Here is an 18019-nt window from a genome sequence, read left to right on the forward strand (position 1 = left end):
GCCAGGGTCCGGATTCACCCGATTCCGGACGTCAACCGACAACGAAAGCAAGGCACAGCCATGGCTGTTGTAACCATGAAGCAGCTGCTCGACAGCGGCGCTCACTTCGGGCATCAGACCCGACGCTGGAATCCCAAGATGAAGCGGTTCATCTTCACCGACCGCAACGGCATCTACATCATCGATCTGCAGCAGACGCTGACCTACATCGACTCGGCCTACGAGTTCGTGAAAGAGACAGTCGCTCACGGTGGATCGGTCATGTTCGTCGGCACCAAGAAGCAGGCGCAGGAATCCATCGCCGAAGAGGCGACCCGCGTCGGCATGCCCTACGTCAACCAGCGCTGGCTGGGCGGCATGCTCACCAACTTCCAGACCGTGCACAAGCGCCTTCAGCGGATGAAGGAACTTGAGGCCATGGAGCAGACCGGTGGCTTCGAAGGTCGCACCAAGAAGGAAATCCTCATGCTCACGCGTGAGAAGAACAAGCTCGAGCGCAGCCTCGGTGGTATCCGGGACATGGCCAAGGTTCCCTCGGCCGTCTGGGTCGTCGACACCAACAAGGAGCACCTGGCGGTTGCCGAGGCTCGCAAGCTGAACATCCCGGTCATCGCGATCCTGGACACCAACTGCGATCCCGACCTGGTCGACTACCCGATCCCGGGTAACGACGACGCGATCCGCTCGGCCGCCCTGCTGACCAAGGTGATCGCCTCCGCGGTCGCCGAGGGTCTGCAGGCACGTTCCGGTGCCGGCAAGACCGAAGCCGGCGCCGAAGGCGCTGTCGAGCCGCTCGCCGAGTGGGAGCAGGAGCTGCTGGCGGGAGCCACGACCAGCCCCGCCGCCGACAGCCCCGTTGCTGCCGAGCCCACCACCGACGCCTCTTAAATCTCCAGGAGACAGCTGTTATGGCGAACTACACCGCTGCCGACGTCAAGCGACTGCGGGAGCTGACCGGCGCAGGAATGATGGACTGCAAAAACGCGCTGGCCGAGAGTGACGGCGATTACGACAAGGCCGTCGAGGTGCTGCGTATCAAGGGTGCCAAGGATGTCGGCAAGCGCGCCGAGCGCGCGACCGCCGAGGGCCTGGTGGCAGCCAAGGACGGCGCACTGATCGAGCTGAACTCGGAGACCGACTTCGTCGCGAAGAACGCCGAGTTCCAGGCGTTGGCCGAGCAGGTCGTCACCGCCGCCGCAGCCGCCAAGGCTGCCGACGTCGACGCCCTCAAGGCCGCCAAGATCGGCGACATCACCGTCGAGCAGGCCATCGCGGACCTGTCGGCCAAGATCGGCGAGAAGCTCGAACTGCGCCGCGCGGCGTACTTCGACGGTCAGGTCGAGACCTACCTGCACAAGCGTGCCGCCGACCTGCCGCCCGCCGTGGGCGTGCTGGTCGAGTTCACCGGCGACTCGCAGGACGCCGCGCATGCGGTGGCACTGCAGATCGCCGCGCTGAAGGCCAAGTACCTCACCCGTGAGGACGTTCCGGCGGACATCGTCGCCAACGAGCGTCGTATCGCCGAGGAGACCGCCAAGGAGGAGGGCAAGCCGGAGCAGGCTCTGCCCAAGATCGTTGAAGGTCGCGTCACCGGCTATTACAAGGACGTCGTGCTGCTCGATCAGCCGTCGGTGTCGGACAACAAGAAGTCCGTCAAGGCGCTGCTCGACGAGGCCGGCGTGACCGTGACCCGGTTCGTCCGGTTCGAGGTCGGTCAGGCCTAGGTAAGACCCCAGCAGAACCCCGCGTCACCTCGGTGACGCGGGGTTCTGTGCTTTTGGCCGACCATGCTGGTACGTGCTGGTACCGTCGGCGGCATGGCACGCATCCACGCATTCGGCGACGACGCTCTCGGTGACCTGGACGCGGTCGGGCTGGCCGCCGCCCTGCGCAATGGCGCGGTATCGCGCGCCGAGGTGATCGAGGCCGCCATCGCACGTGCCGAGACCGTCAATCCCGCCCTGAACGGACTGGCCTACCGGGCCTTCGACACCGCCCGCGGCGCCCGCCCGCACGGTGGCTTCTTCTCCGGCGTGCCCACCTTCGTCAAGGACAACGCCGATGTCGCCGGCATGCCCACCATGGACGGCACCGACGCCTGGACGCCGCGCCCCGCCCCGGCGGACGGCGATTTTGCGCGCACCTACCTGGGCACCGGGCTGGTGGCCCTGGGCAAGACCCAGCTCTCCGAGTTCGGCTTCAGCGCCGCGGCCGAGCATCCCCGCCTCGGCGCCGTGCGCAACCCGTGGAACACCGACCACACCGCCGGTGCCTCCTCGTCGGGCTCGGGTGCCTTCGTGGCCGCCGGGGTGGTCCCCATCGCGCACGCCAATGACGGCGGTGGCTCCATCCGAATTCCGGCGGCCTGTAACGGTCTGGTCGGTCTGAAACCGTCACGCGGCCGGCTGCCGCTGGACAAGCAGATGCGTCAGATGCCGCTGCGCATCGTCGCCAACGGCGTCGTCACCCGGTCGGTGCGCGACACCGCGACCTTCTACCGGGAGGCCGAACTACTGTGGCGCAACCCGAAAATGCCGGCCATCGGCGACGTGACCGGCCCTGGTGACCGACCGCTGACGATCGCGTTCACCACGGAATCTATTGCCCGCGAGGCCAGTCCGGAGATCCGCGAGGCCACCCTGAAAACCGCCGCGCTGCTGGAGGGCCTCGGGCACCGGGTCACCGAGATCGCCAACCCGATTCCGCGGGCCTTCATCAACGACTTCCTGCTGTACTGGTCGCTGCTGGCGTTCGCCCTGGTGCGCGGTGGGAAGAAGACCTTCGGGCCCAGCTTCGACCGCCACAAACTCGACAACCTCACCCTCGGCCTTGAACACGTGGCCGCCCGTAACCTGCACCGGATGCCGCTGACCATCGCGCGCTTGTCGCGCACCCGCAGGATCACCGCACGACTGGGCAACCAGTACGACGTGCTGCTCACCCCGACCCTGGCCGAGGTGACCCCACCCGTCGGGCATCTTGACCCGACCGCGGACTATCAGCAGATCATCGACCGGCTCACCGAATGGGTCGCATTCACCCCGCTGACCAATGTCACCGGAGATCCCGCAATCTCGTTGCCGCTGGGCCGATCCGCCGCCGGGCTGCCGATCGGGATGATGTTCGGCGCCACCACCGGCCAGGAACGCCGGCTGCTCCAATTGGCCTTCCAGCTCGAAGAGGCCAGCCCGTTTGCGCGCATTCAGGACTGATGCACGACGAAATCCGTTGCGAGCCGGACACCTTGTTGTAATCGCAACCGGATTCGCGTAACTCCGCCGATACCGCGAATCGTGTTCGACGAAACACGGCGCGCTCACCATCTTCCTCGTGGAGCCCCTCGCACCCACAATCGTTCGGTCACCGGAGATCGCCCGCACATCGGGGAACACTTTCGGGTGCCTTGTCCGATTTGCGGTCGCGAACATCCGGCGGCGTCCAGAACGCTTTGTGCTAGCCGTCCTCGGCATCGCCCTGGCGATCGCCTGTGTCACCGTCGTGCGCACCATCTCGGCGAGTTTCGCCATCACCGGCGAAGATTCGGTCACCGATGTGCTCGGCGACGCCCAGCTGTGGGTGGTGCCGGCCAGCGGCGTGCACTACGACCCGGACGCCCAGGCGCTGATCGCCGACGGGCCTGCCCCCACTTTCTCCCCGCCGCAGGAATGGACCGCGACCCGGACACTGTCGGGGACCACCACCCTTGACGGGTCACTCGTGTCGCTACGCGGTGCGGACGCCGTCGCCGCGGGCCGGGCGGTCGTCGGTGCGGGCGTGGCTGACCGGCTCGGTATCGCACCGGGCGCGACTGTGGACATCGGTGGTCAGCCACTGACCGTCGAGATCTCCGGCAGCGGTCAATCCATCACCGTGCCAACAAGTCTGGCCTACTCACTGGTCGGCGAGAACGGGTGGTGGACGGTTGCCGCACCGGCCGGTGAAGAGCACCGCCGCGACCTCGCGGGTGAGTTCGGGACCGCCACCGGCCTGCCGGCGACATCCGACCCATCCGTGCAGCCCGACGCGACGGGCCCCGGACTCATCTACGACACGGTTGGCGGGTCGGGACCGCTGACCTTCGAACAGAAGTTCTCGGCGCTGTTCTCCGGCAAAGTGACCAGCTCCACCCTCGGGGTGATCTCGACCATCGGCCTGATCCTGGGGTTCGTCATCGCGGTGTCCTCCTTCCTGGCGGCGGTCGCCGAACGCAAACGCGAGTTCGGCATCATGAGCAGCATCGGATTGGCCGACGAGGTGCTGTACTTCTTCCTCGTCGAATCCGGCATCACCTTCCTCACCGCCTACCTCGTGGGTGTCCTGGGTGCGGGAGTGGCTGTCGCCCTGGTCATCCCGGAAATCGCGACGCTCACCGCGTGGGGACAGGCCGCCGGGATGGTGGCGGCGTTCATCCCCGCCATGGCGATCGTCGGCGCGCTGGTTCCCGTGCACCGGCTGTTGCAGCAGCGGCCCGTAGACCTGCTGGGGGGCCGATGAGCGCCTGCGCGAAGAGGAGAGGGTCCAGCTGAGATGAAGTACGGACTCACCTACGGTTGGCTGTCGGCGCGACGCCGGCTGCGCGAGATGATCCTGCCCGCCGTCACCACCGCGACCGGCGCCTTCCTGGTGGTCATCGTGTTCGGGATGTCCGACGGCATCAGTGCACAGTCCGCGTCACTCGGTAACGCCGACGAGATCGGCGCAGCGGTGGTGCTCATCGCCGTGACGGTGCTGCTTGTCGGTGTCGTCGAGGTGGCCGTGGCCACCACCCGCACCGTCGCCAACCGCACCCGCGAGCTCGGAGTCCTTGGCGCCAATGGCATCCCGCGGCTTCCGGTGGTGGCCGCCCTGCTCGTGGAGCCCGTCGTCGCGGCCGTGGCGGGTGCGGTCGGCGGCGCGGGCCTGGCGGTGCTCACCGGCATCGTCCTCGATGTCACCGGGCTCGCACCCGCCGGCGTGGACGTCGGCGGCCTCGCCCTCGGGGCTGCCATCGCGGTCGCGGTCAGCATCGTTGCGGCCGTCGCCACCAGCATCATCCCGACCTGGAATGCCGCATCGCGGCCACCGATCCGATCCCTGAGCAGCGGAGGATAACCATGACCGCCATAGACGAAACCCCCGTCAAGGTCGACGCCCCGGCCACCCCGGCTCCCGTCGTCGATGTCTCCGACGTATGGAAGCTGCACAAGCTCGGCGATGAGGTGGTCAAGGCCCTCATCGCCGTTGAACTCCAGGTCATGCCAGGGGAATTCGTCTGTCTGATGGGGCCCAGCGGCAGCGGCAAGTCCACCCTGCTCAACATCATGGGCGGGCTGGACCGGCCGACCAAGGGGTCGGTGAAGGTGGCGGGCCAGGACACCGCGACGCTCAGCGAGAGCCAGTTCGCCGCACTGCGGCACGACACCATCGGGTTCATCTTCCAGAGCTACAACCTGATCCCGTTCCTGTCGGCCGTCGAAAACGTGGAACTGCCATTGATGTTCGAGCCGTACGACCGCAAGGCGCTGCGCAGGCGCGCCACCGAACTGCTGGAGATCGTCGGTCTGGGGCATCGGGTGCACCACCAGCCGACCAAGATGTCCGGCGGCGAACAGCAGCGCACCGCCATCGCGCGGTCACTCATCAGCAATCCCACGCTTGTGCTGGCCGACGAACCCACGGCCAACCTGGACCACCGTACGGGGGAGACGGTGGTGCGCATGCTGCGCGACCTGTGCTCGACGCTCGGTGTCACCGTCGTCGCCAGCACCCATGACCCTACGGTGGCCGACGAAGCGAGCCGTGTCGTTCGAATGAAGGACGGACAGATCGTATGACTGCAGAGTTAGAGGCGCCGACAACAGTGGACCGCGACAAGCTCATGACCACAGAGCTTGTCCCCGAACAGATCCTGCCCAAGGTGATGACCACGTTCGGCCTCACCGCCGCATACGTGTTCATCATCTGCTGGATCACCGGATCCTCGGTGATGGCCGGCGGTGGTTGGACCGCAATCCCGATGTGGGTGCTGGGCATCCTGACCTTCCTGGTCCCCGCCGGCATGGCGGTCGTCGAACTCGGCAACCTGTGGCCGGGCCAGGGTGGTGTGTACATCTGGGCGACCCGCACCATGGGGGAGACGTGGGGCTTCATCGGCGGGTACCTGTCCTGGGTGCCGGTGATCCTGAACGCGGCATCCTCGCCTGCGATCGTTCTACAGTTGCTGTTGCTGGCCTTCCACACCGAGATCGGGCTTACGGCGAGCATCATCCTGCAGTTGGTCATCCTGTGGACCGTGATCGGTCTGGCGCTGGCCAAACTCGCGGCGAACCAGAAGATCATGAACATCGTCTTCGTCGTCTACGGCGTACTGACACTGACCATCTTCATCTCGGGTCTGCTGTTCGCCGTCAACAATGGCTCGGCGACACCGTTCAGCTGGGCCGAGGCCACCATTCCCAACTTCGCCGTGGCCGGCTTCCTGTACGGCACGGTGCTGTTGTACCTGCTGGGTGTGGAGACCCCCTACAACATGGGCGCGGAGTTCCTCTCGGTCCGCAAGAGCGGCCCGAAGATGATCCTGTGGGGGTCGGCCGCGCTGGTCGCGATCTACCTGCTCACCACACTCGGCACCATGATGGCGCTGCCGGGGGATCAGATCGATCCGGTGACCGGTGTGATCGGCATGCTCGATGTCGCGGGCTTCCCGGGATTGATGGAGATCGGCGCCGTCGTATTGGCGTTCATCATCATCGTCGCGCTGATGACCTACCAGGTGGCCTACTCCCGGTTGATCTTCGTTTCCGGACTGGAGCGCCATCTGCCCCGCATCTTCACCCACCTGAATCCGCGGACCCGTAACCCGGTGACGGCCATCCTGATCCAGGGCGTGCTGTCCTCACTGATCCTGGTGGGGCTGTACTCGCAGAGCAGCATGGCCAACGTGACGGTCTACCTGCAGGGCGGCCTGAGTACCGTATGGCTGTTGTCCGGGTTCTTCTTCCTGGTCCCGGTGGTCGTGGCGCGCAAACGGTACGCCGATCGCTATGCCGCCGAGACGTTCTGGCGGATTCCCGGCGGGATGGTGGGCGTGTGGCTCACGGTCATCGTCGGGTCGCTGGCCACTGTTGGTGGCATCTACTACTCGTTCGTCACCCCGTGGATCGATGTGCCGCAGGCGACCTGGATGACCTGGGTGGGATGCATCAGCCTGGGCATGTTCGCGCTCGGCCTGACCGTCTACATCTTCGGGCGCCGCTCGGCGCACAAGGTCTCCCAGGACGACGCACTGGCCCACCTGGCCGTTTTCGACCTCACCAAGAAAGAAGCGGAGGACACCACCACATGACGATGGACAGCACCGTGCTGAGTGCCGAACTCACCGAGGACGCCACTCGGTACCCCCTCGATCCGCTGTCCGGCGCCGAGATCGAGGCGGCCGCCGCCGTCATCACCGGATCCGACTATGCGACACCGACGCTGAAGTTCGTGATGATCAGCCTGGCGGAACCTGCCAAGACCGCCGCCCTGACATTCGAAGGCGCTCAGGTACCGCGGCAGGTGTTCGCCACGATGTACGACGCCGCGGCCAAGATGATCTACGAGGCCGTCGTCGATATCGATGCGCGCGTCATCGAATCCTGGACGCTGATCCCCGGGCGCTTCCCGTCCTATCTCGTCGAACACATGACCGGGGTGGAGGAAAAGGTCCGGGAGGATCCGCGCTGGCAGGAGGCAATGCGTAGACGCGGCGTCACCGACTTCAGTCTGGCGATGATCGATCCCTGGCCCGCAGGCTATTACGGAGCCGGAGACCACTACGACAACTCTCCGCTGATCTGCCGTCCGCTGACGTTCATGCGGGCAGCGCCCTCCGAGCACGGCTACGCGCGCCCCGTCGAGGGTCTGATCGTCACCTTCGACCTGGACAAAATGGTGGTCCTCGACATCGAGGACCACGGGGTGGTGCCGCTGCCCCCGACAGCGGGCAACTACGACCCGAGGTTCATGTTCGACGAGAACAACCGGCCGGCGTTCACCGAGTTCCGCGACGATGTCAAGCCCATCGAGATCACCCAGCCCGACGGTCCGAGCTTCACCGTGGACGGGTGGAAGGTGCAGTGGCAGAAGTGGTCTCTGCGGATCGGCTTCAATCCCCGCGAGGGCATCACCCTGCACGAGGTCACCTACACCGACCGCGGTCAGACGCGTCCCATCCTGTATCGGGGATCGCTGTCGGAGATGGTGGTGCCCTACGGCGACACGGCGCCGACGCACTGGAACAAGAACGTGTTCGACATGGGTGAGGTCGGGATGGGCTTCTCGGCCAACCCGCTCACCCTGGGGTGCGACTGTCTCGGCGAGATCCACTACTTCGACGGTACGGTCAACGACTCCGACGGCAATGCCGTCACCATCCCGAACGCCATCTGTATGCACGAGGAGGACTTCGGCATCTCCTGGAAGCACACCGACTTCCGCACCGGTGAGGTCGAGGTACGTCGATCGCGGCGGCTGGTCGTCTCGATGATCTGCACCGTCGGCAACTACGAGTACGGGTTCTTCTGGTACTTCTACAACGACGCCTCGATCGAGGTCGAGGTGAAGTTGTCGGGGGTGCTCACCACCGGTGCGGTCGAAGTCGAATCCGGGGAACAGCCGCGCTGGGGAAAGATGGTCGCACCCGGCATCTACGGCCCGAATCACCAGCACTTCTTCAACTTCCGGCTCGACATGAGCGTCGACGGCACGGGAAACAGTGTCTACGAGGTGGATTCGATTCCCGAGCCGGACCCGGAGCTCAACCCGCACCACAACGCCTGGATCACCCGGGACACGCTCGTGGCATCCGAGTCCGACGGTGCGCGCGACTGGAACTGGTCCACCGGCCGGTATTGGAAGGTGACCAATCCGTCGAAGAAGAACGAGCTCGGCATCCCGGTGGCCTACAAGCTGGTACCCAAGGATGTCGTGCCGGTGATGGTGCAGGAGGGCTCCTACATCTACGACCGCGCCCGGTTCCTGCAGCACAACCTCTGGGTCACCAAGTACGACCCGGCCGAGAAATTCGCCGCCGGGGACTACATGTACCAATCGGCCGATGTGCAGGGGCTGCCGGACTTCGTCGCCGACGATGCGCCGCTGGAGGACAGTGACGTGGTGCTCTGGTACACCCTGGGCGCGCATCACATCGTACGACCGGAGGACTGGCCGGTGATGCCGTGCGCGTACACCGGTTTCCACCTCAAGCCGATCGGTTTCTTCGACGGAAACCCGGCGCTGGATCTGCCACCGTCACCACCGAAGGCCTGTCACGGGCACTAGGTCTGAACGGGATCAGTCGGTGCCGACGGCGGCCAGGATGCGTTTGAGCGCATCCCGGTCGCCGTCACTGACATGTCCGAGCACGCGGGTCTCCGCGGCGCGCACCCCGGCGTCGGTGCGCTTGAGCAGCGCCAGGCCTTCGCGGGTCAGCTGTGCGGGTAGCGCCCGGCCGGACGAGACACTCGTCGGCCGCGATACCAACCCGCGGCTCTGCAACCCGCGCAGCACCATGTTCATCGCCTGCGGCGACACCGCGAGATCGCGGGCCAGTTCGGCATTCGAGCGCCCCGGGGCCTTGGACAGGATCCGCATGCAGATGTATTGCGGGAAGCTCAGTTCCAGAGGCTCCAGCACAATGGTGGTGACCTCGGTGCGCAGCGTTTGTGCCACCCGGTGCAGGAGATAGCCGAGCGGCTGGTCGTGCAGGGGCTCAGCCATGTCAACAATATTGACACATATCAACCAGATTGATATACCGGAGTGATGACCAGACCACAGCCATCGCATGGGGAAATGTTCGAATCCGCCTACCGCGGCGACGCTCCGGAGTTCGAGGGCGCCCGTCCGCCGTGGAGCATCGGTGCTCCGCAACCCGAGATCGCCGCATTGATCGACGCGGGCAAGGTGCACGGCGACGTCCTCGACGCCGGATGCGGCGAGGCCGCCACCGCGCTGACGCTGGCCGAACGCGGGTTCACCGCCGTGGGCCTGGACATGTCCCCGACGGCCATCGAGCTGGCCCGCGCCGAAGCCGCCACCCGCGGCCTGGACAACGTCACCTTCGAGGTCGCCGACATCAGCGCCTTCACCGGCTACGACGGCCGGTTCGGCACCATCATCGACAGCACGCTGTTCCACTCCATGCCGGTGGAACTGCGCGAGGGATACCAGCAGTCCATCGTGCGTGCGGCCGCGCCCGGAGCCTCCTACTTCGTGCTCGTGTTCGACGCCGCAGCGGTACCCGCCGGCGGACCGATCAACGCGGTGACCGCCGACGAACTGCGTGAGGTGGTCGGCAAGTACTGGCAGATCGACGAGATCCGGGCCGCCCGCATCCACGCCAACCTGCCCGATGAGGTGGTCAACGCCGGCGTCTTCGCCGGTAACGACATCCGCGATGAGGGCAACGGCCGCAGGTCGGTGGGGGCGTGGTTGCTGGCTGCGCACCTGGGCTGATCGCGCCGACCGGCGCGCCCCGGCGACCCGGACGTGGCCAGGGCGCTGTGATGAGGCAGGATTGGTGACGCCGTCCGTGCGGAATCGCCTGGGTGGCGATTCTGTGTCGGGACAGCAAGGAGTCTGATGGCGGAGCCAGACAAGGCCGGCCCGGGAGTCATCCGGCCCGCGTACTCACGTGTGCTGCTGAAGCTCGGTGGCGAGATGTTCGGTGGTGGACAGGTCGGTCTGGACCCCGATGTCGTGGCCCTGGTGGCCCGCCAGATCGCCGACGTCGTGCGCGCCGGCGCCCAGGTGGCCGTCGTCATCGGCGGCGGAAACTTCTTCCGCGGTGCCCAGCTGCAGCAGCGGGGCATGGAACGCACCCGCAGCGACTACATGGGCATGCTCGGTACCGTCATGAACAGCCTTGCGCTGCAGGACTTCCTGCAAAAGGAAGGCATCGACACCCGCGTGCAGACCGCCATCACCATGGGTCAGGTCGCCGAACCCTACATCCCGCTGCGCGCCCGACGGCACCTGGAGAAGGGCCGCGTCGTCATCTTCGGCGCCGGTATGGGCCTGCCCTACTTCTCCACCGACACCACCGCCGCCCAGCGCGCCCTGGAGATCGGTGCCGAAGTGGTGCTGATGGCGAAGGCCGTCGACGGGGTGTTCACCGACGACCCCCGCAAGAATCCCGATGCCAAGCTGCTGACCGCGATCACCCACCGCGAGGTGATCGATCAGGGACTGCAGGTCGCCGATTCCACCGCATTCAGCCTCTGTATGGACAACGGCATGCCGATCCTCGTGTTCAATCTCCTCACCGACGGAAATATCGCCCGAGCGGTGGCAGGTGAGAAGATCGGAACACTGGTCACCACGGACAAGGAGACACCGTGATCGACGAAACCCTCTTCGACGCTGAAGAGAAGATGGAGAAAGCGGTGACGGTGGCGCGCGACGACCTGTCGTCGATCCGCACCGGCCGGGCCAACCCGGGCATGTTCTCCCGGCTGAACATCGAGTACTACGGTTCACCGACGCCGATCACCCAGCTGTCGAGCATCAACGTCCCCGAGGCGCGCCTGGTCGTCATCAAGCCCTACGAGGCCAGCCAGCTCAAGCCGATCGAGGACGCCATCCGCAACTCGGACCTCGGTGTCAACCCGTCGAATGACGGCAACGTCATCCGGATCTCGGTGCCGCAGCTCACCGAGGAACGCCGCCGCGAACTGGTCAAGCAGGCGAAGTCCAAGGGCGAGGACGCCAAGGTCTCGATCCGCAACATCCGCCGCAAGGCGATGGAAGAACTGGCCCGGATCAAGAAGGACGGCGAGGCCGGCGAGGACGAGGTGGGGCGCGCCGAGAAGGATCTCGACAAGAGCACCGGGCAGTACACGACGCAGATCGACGAGCTGGTCAAACACAAAGAAGGCGAGCTGTTGGAGGTCTGATGACCTTTCAGCAGGGCAGTCCAGTGGTAGACCCCGAACCACCGAAGAAAACTTCGCGCGCAGGTCGCGACCTGCCGGCCGCCATCGCGGTCGGCGCCCTCCTCGGCGGATCCCTCATCGCCATCCTGCTGTTCGCACCGCTGGTCTGGGTGGGTGTCGTCGCCGCGGCGATGGCGGTCGCCACCCACGAGGTGGTGCGCCGCCTGCGGGACGGCGGGTTCTCCATCCCGGTGATCCCGCTGCTCCTGGGCGGGCAGGCGATCGTCTGGCTGACCTGGCCCTACGGCGCCACCGGTGCGCTGGGCGCGTTCGGCGCAACCGTGGTGCTGTGCCTGATCTGGCGGCTGGTCAGCGGCGGTCTGAGCGCCGCGCCCACCAACTACCTGCGCGATGTCGCGGTGACGGTCTTCCTGGCCGCGTGGATTCCGCTGTTCGGCGCCTTCGGTGCGCTGCTGATCTACCCGGAGGACGGCGCCGGTCAGGTGTTCTGCCTGATGCTGGGCGTGGTCGCCTCCGACGTCGGCGGGTACGCCGCGGGCGTGTTGTTCGGTAAGCACCCCATGGTGCCCGCCATCAGCCCCAAGAAGTCCTGGGAAGGGCTGGTGGGCTCACTGGTGCTGGGCATCGCGGTGTCGGTGCTGACGGTGCAGTACCTGCTGGACCAGCCGGCCTGGGTGGGTATCCCACTGGGCATCATGCTGGTCGTCACGGGCACCCTCGGTGATCTGGTCGAGTCTCAGGTCAAGCGCGATCTGGGCATCAAGGACATGGGCACCCTGCTGCCCGGGCACGGCGGCCTGATGGACCGCCTCGATTCGGTGCTGCCGTCCGCGGTGGCCACCTGGATCGTGCTCACCGTACTGACCTGATCCCCGGGTCGCTGCGCTCCTGCCCGCCGAACATAGATCCCCAGGATTCGTGGCCACACCGTCCGCGGTGAGATACTGGTGGGACATCATGGCCATCTCCCTTCCGCTCGTTTTCGACGCCCCGCGACGCGCTCTGCCGCCGCGGCATCTCGCCGACCTCGATGCCGACGGCCGTGCCGCCGCCGTTGCCGAGCTGGGACTGCCCAAGTTCCGGGCGAAACAGCTGGCCAACCAGTACTACGGGCGGCTCATCGCCGACCCCCGGCAGATGACCGACCTGCCGGCCGCGGTGCGCGACCAGGTCGCCGGAGCGCTGTTTCCCAGCCTCATCGAGCCCGCCAAAGAGATCCAGTGCGACGCGGGGGAGACCCGAAAAACGTTGTGGCGGGCGGTCGACGGCAGCACCTTCGAGTCGGTGCTCATGCGCTATCCGCAGCGCAACACCGTGTGCATCTCGTCACAAGCCGGCTGCGGGATGGCCTGCCCGTTCTGCGCGACGGGGCAGGGCGGGCTGCAGCGCAACCTGTCCACCGCCGAGATCCTGGAGCAGGTGCGGGCCGCGTCTGCGGCCATGCGCTCCGAGCATGACGGCCGGCTCTCCAACATCGTCTTCATGGGCATGGGGGAGCCGCTGGCCAACTACAACCGGGTGCTGGCCGCCGTGAAGCGCATCATCGCTGCGCCGCCGGAAGGTTTCGGGATCAGCGCCCGCTCCGTCACGGTCTCCACGGTCGGGCTGGCTCCGGCGATCCGCAAGCTGGCCGATGAGCGTCTCGGCGTGACACTGGCGGTCTCGCTGCACACCCCCGATGACGAACTGCGCGACACCCTGGTGCCGGTGAACAACCGCTGGAGCGTCGACGAGGTGCTCGATGCCGCGCGCTACTACGCCGACAGCACCGGCCGGCGGGTGTCCATCGAGTACGCGTTGATCCGCGACGTGAACGACCAGCCCTGGCGCGCCGACCTGCTCGGCAAAAAGCTGCACAGCAAGCTGGGGCCGCTGGTGCACGTCAACCTCATCCCGCTGAACCCGACCCCGGGCAGTGAATGGGACGCCAGCCCCAAACCCGTCGAGCGCGAATTCGTGAAACGCGTCATCGCCAAGGGCGTGTCCTGCACGGTGCGTGACACCCGTGGCCGCGAGATCGCGGCGGCCTGCGGACAGTTGGCGGCCGAGGGCTGAGCCCTCACCGTGCCGGCGGGTTGCTGAACCAGACGTTCTCCTCGCGCAGGCTCCGGCTGCGCCACCCGTCGGTGGTGCGCACCAGTTCGTGATAGTAGTAACCGCCGCAGGCGCTCTGGGTCGCCATCCCGGGCAGCTGCATCGGGTTGTAGAACATGGCCTGCACCTGTGCGACATCCCCGTCGATATCGGCCTCGACGTTGGTGATGTAATGCATGCTCCACGGAATCGTCGCGAAACCCGCTGAGAGCCAGTCGATCACCTCCTCGCGGCCACCCGCGATCGCGCCCGCCGAGGTGTAGTCGATATGCGCGTCCTCGGTGAAGACCGAGCGGTAGAGCTCCCAGTCCTTGGTGTCCACCCCGCGGGCATAGCGGGCCAGCAGCGCCCGGATCTCCAGTTGGTCTTCGGCCCAGCTCATCTGGCCACCTCCAGTCGTAGATTGCAGATGCGCCAGCCGGCCGCGGTGCGCACCAGATCGTCATGCCAGCGGCCGGCGAAATAGGTGATCTCATCCGAGCCGGGAAGCGCAACGGCGTTGAACCACATGGCACTTGTCTGTGCGCGATCCCGCTCGACGGTGCTCTCGACATTGGTGACGTAGTGCATGCCCACCGAGAGCGAGCCCTGATGGCGCCCGAGATAGCCGACCGCGTCCTCCACCGTCCCGACCACCAGGCCGGCCGCCGAATAGTCGACCCGTGCATCGTCGGTGAACAATGCGCGGTAGGACGCCCAGTCCTTGGAATCCACCGCGCGGCAATACCGGCTCAGCAGGGCCTCGATCTCCAGTTCGTCGGTGACCGACACTATTCGGGCATGCCGATGGTCTTGGCGTCCAGGTACTCCTTGTATCCCTCCGCGCCGTTGCGGTAGCCCAGCCCGCTCTGCTTGGTGCCGCCGAACGGGCTGTCGATGCCGAAGTGGCTCTTGCCGTTGATGGTGACGTTGCCGGTGCGCATCCGGGTGGCGACCGCGAACGCCCGGTCCAGATCGCCGCCGCTGACCTCCCCGGACAGCCCGTAGATGGAGTTGTTGGCGATCGCGACGGCCTCGTCGTCACCGTCGTAGGGGATGACGGCCAGCACCGGTCCGAAGACCTCTTCCTGAGCGATCTGGCTGTCCGGATCGACATCGGCGAGCAGGGTGGCCTGGGTGTAGTAGCCCACCGGCAGCTTTTCCGGCACACCGCCGCCGGTGACCAGCCGGGCACCGGACTCGACGGCGCTCTTGACCAGACCGAGCACCTTCTGCCGCTGCGTCTCGCTGATCTGCGGGCCCTGCATGTTCGCCGGATCCCATGGATCGCCCACCGGGAAGTTCTCCATCATGTTCTTCATGATCTCGATGCCCTCGTCATAGCGGCTGCGCGGCAACAGAATCCGGGACGGCAGGATGCAGGACTGGCCACTCATCACGCAGGCCATCAACGCGGCCATCGGCAGGGCCATGGTGAAGTCGGCATCGTCGAGCACGATGTGCGCGCTCTTACCGCCGAGTTCCAGCAGCGTCTTCTTCACCGTCGGCGCACCCGCGGCCAGGATCGCCCGGCCGGTCGCGGTCGAGCCGGTGAAGGTGATCATGTCCACCCGCGGGTCGGCGGCCAGCGCGGCGCCCACCTCGTTGGCATTCGAGACCACCACGTTGAACACGCCGGGCGGGATATCGGTCTCCTCGGCCACGATGCGGCCGTACTCGCTGCCCGACCACGGGGTGAGTTGCGCGGGTTTGAGGACCACCGTGTTGCCCGCCATCAAGGCGGGCACCGTCTCGGCGATGTTGAGGTAGAACGGCACGTTCCACGGGGTGATGGCGCCGACGACGCCGACGGCCTCGTAGTGGATCTTGCGCCGGGCCGGCCCCATCGGCGTCTCGTGCACGCCGTTGTCGGTCAGGTACTCGAAGTTCTTGCCGTGCTCGGCCCAGTGCTTCACCTCTTCGATCGGGCTCTCGATCTGGCTGCCGGTGACCTTCACCGGACAGCCCACCTCGGTGATGAGCACCCGGCGCAGATGTTCCTTGTTGCGCTCCAGGGCCTCGTGCAGCTGGGTCAGGCAGTGGTGACGGAAATCGAGGTCGCGGCTCCAGTCGGTCTCGTCGAAGGCGCGCCGCGCCGCGCCGACCGCGCGCGCCATGTCGTCGGTGGTGCCGTCGGTGGCCTGGCCGGCCACCTGCTCGTCGGCGGGGTGGATCACGTCGAACAGCGCTCCGCTGGCGGTGAGCTGGAGCTCCCCGTCGATGAGCATGCGTTGTTCGCCGGCCAGGACTCCTGTGTCACTCTGCACGCTGGTCATCTGCTCAGCATTACAAATCGGCGCGGCAGTGTCAGCCCCTTGGGCCGAATCGGTTACTTGATGCCGACGGCGTGCCGCAATTGCGCGAGGAACTGTCCTTCGTCGTCGCTACGGACGATGTAGTGCGAGATCGCCACCCGGATCGCGGTGGACGCCTTCACCTGGGCATTGGCCCCGGAGAGCAATTTGAGCAGACGTGCCCGCATCACCGGGATCACGTGGGTCAGCTGGGCAATCACGACCTCTGGCTCGATGTCGACGACCCGGACCCCGGAGTAGGACTGCTGGTACTCGACGATGAATCGCAGTGCGGCGTCCAGTTTTTCGGTGCCGCGCAGGCCGGCGGTGGCGGTGCTGATCCCGGTGTCGAACATCTCACGCTCGTAGACCCCGAACGCGCCGAGCAGTTCCTCCTTGGAGGCGAACCAGCGGTACAGCGTGGGCCGGGAGACCCCGGCCTGTAGCGCCACCTCGGACAGACTCAACTTCGTCTGCCCGCTGCGCCCGAGCACCTCGGCCGTCGCGGCCAGGATCCGGCGCCGCGTCGAGGTGTCCTCTGCGGCGTCGGTGTGCGCGGAAAGGGGCTTGTTCACGGTACCGATGGTAGTGGTTGTGCCATCACAAAGAGGCCTTCAGCGCGTAAACCGTGTCGAGATCCTCCAGCGCGGCCACCGCCCGGCCGAGCCCCTCGAGGGCGATGTTCTCGTCCTGCATGCCGCCCATGCCGGCGGTGATCAGGGTCGCGATATAGGCGTACAGCGCCGACTGGCGGTACCGCTGCCACAGTTCGTCGCGGTCGATCTCGGGGCCGCCCGCGGCGGCCAGCGCGGCCCGGTACACGTCGAGCAGTTCGCGCTGGTTCTCCACCCGCGAGTCGGTGGTCATGCTGGTGATCAAGGTGTAGGACAGCTCGCGGGACGGATGCCCGCGCCGCACCGCCTGCCAGTCGAGCAGGCCTGCTTTTCCGTTGCGGAAGTAGACATTTCCCGGGTGCGCGTCGCCGTGCATGACGGTATGCGGGCCCCGGTCGATCAGGGTGGCCGCTGCCCGGTAGTTGTCGTTGATGAACTGGCCCGTGCGGACCGGTATCGAGGTCCTGCCCTCCAGCCGGCGCGCCGAGGCGTTGGCCAGTGAGCCGGTCAGCAGCGAGGTCGCATCGGCCGACGCCGTGTACACCCAGGGGTAGGGGTCGAGCCGCCGCCAGAAGGTGGCGTGCACCCGCGCCAGCAGTTCCACGATCAGCGCCGCGCGGTCCGGGTCCAGTGGATGCAGAGTGTCGGGGAATTCACAGGCATGGACCGCCAGATCCTCCAGCACCAACACAAATCGTCCGGTGAGGGGATCGAAGGTGGCGCCGTGGCAGGTGGGCACATCGTCGAGTTGACCGGACAGCTCCCGGTAGAACCGGACCTCGGTGTCGGCGAGCCGGCCCAGCTCGCCCATCAGCCGGGTGGCCGCGGTTTCGGCGGGCATCTTGACGAACACCGAGGCGGGCACATCGGTACCGGTCAGCGCGAGCCGGGCTCGCGACGAGGTGCCGGCGTCGCCGTCGAGCAGGGACACCGAGGTGACGCTGCGCCCCAGCAGGGTGGACAGGTAGGCCGCGTCCAGACCGCTGATGTGACGGGGGATCGCGCGCGCCCGCCCGAAGACGGCGTCGGTTGCGATACGTTGCATGCCGCGACCGAGATGTGCGGCCAGACCGAACACCGGGGCGACGCTGCTGACCTGCGGAGGCATCGTGCAAGCTTACAA

At 66.5% G+C, this 18019-nt stretch carries 19 protein-coding genes; 13 read left to right on the plus strand and 6 right to left on the minus strand.

The window, feature by feature from the left end; genetic code table 11:
• Positions 1-60: 60 nt before the first annotated feature.
• From rpsB to AC1DTF_RS22980, 8 genes are all read left to right on the plus strand, one after another.
• The gene (rpsB, locus tag AC1DTF_RS22945) at positions 61-888 is read left to right on the plus strand and encodes a 30S ribosomal protein S2 (RefSeq protein WP_057168044.1); all 828 of its coding nucleotides are present in this window, start codon (positions 61-63) and stop codon (positions 886-888) included.
• 20 nt (positions 889-908) lie between these two features.
• On the plus strand, positions 909-1724 hold the full coding sequence (gene tsf, locus AC1DTF_RS22950) for a translation elongation factor Ts (protein WP_477475746.1): 816 nt from the start codon (positions 909-911) through the stop codon (positions 1722-1724).
• A 93-nt stretch (positions 1725-1817) separates the two neighbouring features.
• The gene (locus AC1DTF_RS22955) at positions 1818-3212 is read left to right on the plus strand and encodes an amidase (protein WP_477475747.1); all 1395 of its coding nucleotides are present in this window, start codon (positions 1818-1820) and stop codon (positions 3210-3212) included.
• Between the two features lie 109 nt (positions 3213-3321).
• Positions 3322-4494, plus strand: a complete 1173-nt coding sequence (locus AC1DTF_RS22960; RefSeq protein WP_477475757.1) for an ABC transporter permease — start codon at positions 3322-3324, stop codon at positions 4492-4494.
• Between the two features lie 33 nt (positions 4495-4527).
• The gene (locus AC1DTF_RS22965; protein ID WP_057168048.1) at positions 4528-5091 is read left to right on the plus strand and encodes an FtsX-like permease family protein; all 564 of its coding nucleotides are present in this window, start codon (positions 4528-4530) and stop codon (positions 5089-5091) included.
• 2 nt (positions 5092-5093) lie between these two features.
• On the plus strand, positions 5094-5813 hold the full coding sequence (locus AC1DTF_RS22970; RefSeq protein ID WP_477475748.1) for an ABC transporter ATP-binding protein: 720 nt from the start codon (positions 5094-5096) through the stop codon (positions 5811-5813).
• On the plus strand, positions 5810-7324 hold the full coding sequence (locus tag AC1DTF_RS22975) for an APC family permease (protein ID WP_057168050.1): 1515 nt from the start codon (positions 5810-5812) through the stop codon (positions 7322-7324). Before AC1DTF_RS22970 ends, AC1DTF_RS22975 begins: the two co-directional genes overlap by 4 nt.
• On the plus strand, positions 7321-9300 hold the full coding sequence (locus AC1DTF_RS22980) for a primary-amine oxidase (RefSeq protein WP_477475749.1): 1980 nt from the start codon (positions 7321-7323) through the stop codon (positions 9298-9300). Before AC1DTF_RS22975 ends, AC1DTF_RS22980 begins: the two co-directional genes overlap by 4 nt.
• Before the next feature lie 12 nt (positions 9301-9312).
• On the opposite strand, the gene AC1DTF_RS22985 is transcribed toward AC1DTF_RS22980, so the two are convergent.
• A complete protein-coding gene (locus tag AC1DTF_RS22985) occupies positions 9313-9738 on the minus strand; it encodes a MarR family winged helix-turn-helix transcriptional regulator (RefSeq protein WP_057168052.1) in 426 nt (141 codons plus the stop codon).
• A 45-nt stretch (positions 9739-9783) separates the two neighbouring features.
• On the opposite strand from AC1DTF_RS22985, the gene AC1DTF_RS22990 reads away from it, so the two are divergent.
• The 5 genes from AC1DTF_RS22990 to rlmN all read left to right on the plus strand — a co-directional run bounded on the left by AC1DTF_RS22990 (position 9784) and on the right by rlmN (position 13970).
• Positions 9784-10476: a class I SAM-dependent methyltransferase gene (locus AC1DTF_RS22990; RefSeq protein WP_477475750.1), complete on the plus strand. Its 693-nt coding sequence runs from the start codon at positions 9784-9786 to the stop codon at positions 10474-10476.
• 126 nt (positions 10477-10602) lie between these two features.
• Entirely contained in the window at positions 10603-11361 is a 759-nt protein-coding gene (gene pyrH, locus AC1DTF_RS22995; protein WP_057168054.1) for a UMP kinase, read from the plus strand.
• Positions 11358-11915, plus strand: a complete 558-nt coding sequence (gene frr, locus AC1DTF_RS23000; protein WP_057168055.1) for a ribosome recycling factor — start codon at positions 11358-11360, stop codon at positions 11913-11915. The genes pyrH and frr overlap by 4 nt, the downstream gene beginning before the upstream one ends.
• Positions 11915-12784, plus strand: coding sequence for a phosphatidate cytidylyltransferase (locus AC1DTF_RS23005; protein ID WP_057168056.1), 870 nt, complete (start codon positions 11915-11917; stop codon positions 12782-12784). The genes frr and AC1DTF_RS23005 overlap by 1 nt, the downstream gene beginning before the upstream one ends.
• Before the next feature lie 88 nt (positions 12785-12872).
• Positions 12873-13970: a dual-specificity RNA methyltransferase RlmN gene (gene rlmN / locus AC1DTF_RS23010; RefSeq protein WP_057168057.1), complete on the plus strand. Its 1098-nt coding sequence runs from the start codon at positions 12873-12875 to the stop codon at positions 13968-13970.
• A 4-nt stretch (positions 13971-13974) separates the two neighbouring features.
• Here rlmN and AC1DTF_RS23015 read toward each other — a convergent pair whose 3' ends face one another.
• The 5 genes from AC1DTF_RS23015 to AC1DTF_RS23035 are packed head-to-tail and all read right to left on the minus strand — an operon-like array spanning position 13975 to position 18004.
• A complete protein-coding gene (locus AC1DTF_RS23015; RefSeq protein WP_477475751.1) occupies positions 13975-14391 on the minus strand; it encodes a nuclear transport factor 2 family protein in 417 nt (138 codons plus the stop codon).
• Positions 14388-14780, minus strand: coding sequence for a nuclear transport factor 2 family protein (locus AC1DTF_RS23020; protein ID WP_477475752.1), 393 nt, complete (start codon positions 14778-14780; stop codon positions 14388-14390). The genes AC1DTF_RS23015 and AC1DTF_RS23020 overlap by 4 nt, the downstream gene beginning before the upstream one ends.
• Positions 14780-16264 carry an aldehyde dehydrogenase family protein gene (locus AC1DTF_RS23025; RefSeq protein WP_477475753.1) on the minus strand — a complete coding sequence of 495 codons (1485 nt, stop codon included), beginning with the start codon at positions 16262-16264 and terminating at the stop codon, positions 14780-14782. The genes AC1DTF_RS23020 and AC1DTF_RS23025 overlap by 1 nt, the downstream gene beginning before the upstream one ends.
• 53 nt (positions 16265-16317) lie before the next feature.
• Positions 16318-16857, minus strand: a complete 540-nt coding sequence (locus tag AC1DTF_RS23030; RefSeq protein ID WP_057168060.1) for a TetR/AcrR family transcriptional regulator — start codon at positions 16855-16857, stop codon at positions 16318-16320.
• A gap of 25 nt (positions 16858-16882) precedes the next feature.
• The gene (locus tag AC1DTF_RS23035) at positions 16883-18004 is read right to left on the minus strand and encodes a phosphotransferase (protein ID WP_477475754.1); all 1122 of its coding nucleotides are present in this window, start codon (positions 18002-18004) and stop codon (positions 16883-16885) included.
• Between the last annotated feature and the right edge of the window lie 15 nt (positions 18005-18019).

This window comes from Mycobacterium sp. P4_H6 (assembly GCF_056400845.1).

Excerpts from the sequence above, each read along its gene's own strand:
- AC1DTF_RS22985 (WP_057168052.1), bottom strand. The coding sequence starts at position 9,738 with ATGGCTGAGCCCCTGCACGACCAGCCGCTCGGCTATCTCCTGCACCGG.
- AC1DTF_RS22955 (WP_477475747.1), top strand. The coding sequence starts at position 1,818 with ATGGCACGCATCCACGCATTCGGCGACGACGCTCTCGGTGACCTGGAC.
- AC1DTF_RS23005 (WP_057168056.1), top strand. The coding sequence starts at position 11,915 with ATGACCTTTCAGCAGGGCAGTCCAGTGGTAGACCCCGAACCACCGAAG.
- AC1DTF_RS23035 (WP_477475754.1), bottom strand. The coding sequence starts at position 18,004 with ATGCCTCCGCAGGTCAGCAGCGTCGCCCCGGTGTTCGGTCTGGCCGCA.
- rpsB (WP_057168044.1), top strand. The coding sequence starts at position 61 with ATGGCTGTTGTAACCATGAAGCAGCTGCTCGACAGCGGCGCTCACTTC.
- AC1DTF_RS22970 (WP_477475748.1), top strand. The coding sequence starts at position 5,094 with ATGACCGCCATAGACGAAACCCCCGTCAAGGTCGACGCCCCGGCCACC.
- AC1DTF_RS22965 (WP_057168048.1), top strand. The coding sequence starts at position 4,528 with ATGAAGTACGGACTCACCTACGGTTGGCTGTCGGCGCGACGCCGGCTG.
- AC1DTF_RS23015 (WP_477475751.1), bottom strand. The coding sequence starts at position 14,391 with ATGAGCTGGGCCGAAGACCAACTGGAGATCCGGGCGCTGCTGGCCCGC.
- rlmN (WP_057168057.1), top strand. The coding sequence starts at position 12,873 with ATGGCCATCTCCCTTCCGCTCGTTTTCGACGCCCCGCGACGCGCTCTG.
- tsf (WP_477475746.1), top strand. The coding sequence starts at position 909 with ATGGCGAACTACACCGCTGCCGACGTCAAGCGACTGCGGGAGCTGACC.
- AC1DTF_RS22975 (WP_057168050.1), top strand. The coding sequence starts at position 5,810 with ATGACTGCAGAGTTAGAGGCGCCGACAACAGTGGACCGCGACAAGCTC.
- pyrH (WP_057168054.1), top strand. The coding sequence starts at position 10,603 with ATGGCGGAGCCAGACAAGGCCGGCCCGGGAGTCATCCGGCCCGCGTAC.
- AC1DTF_RS22990 (WP_477475750.1), top strand. The coding sequence starts at position 9,784 with ATGACCAGACCACAGCCATCGCATGGGGAAATGTTCGAATCCGCCTAC.
- AC1DTF_RS22980 (WP_477475749.1), top strand. The coding sequence starts at position 7,321 with ATGACGATGGACAGCACCGTGCTGAGTGCCGAACTCACCGAGGACGCC.
- AC1DTF_RS23025 (WP_477475753.1), bottom strand. The coding sequence starts at position 16,264 with ATGACCAGCGTGCAGAGTGACACAGGAGTCCTGGCCGGCGAACAACGC.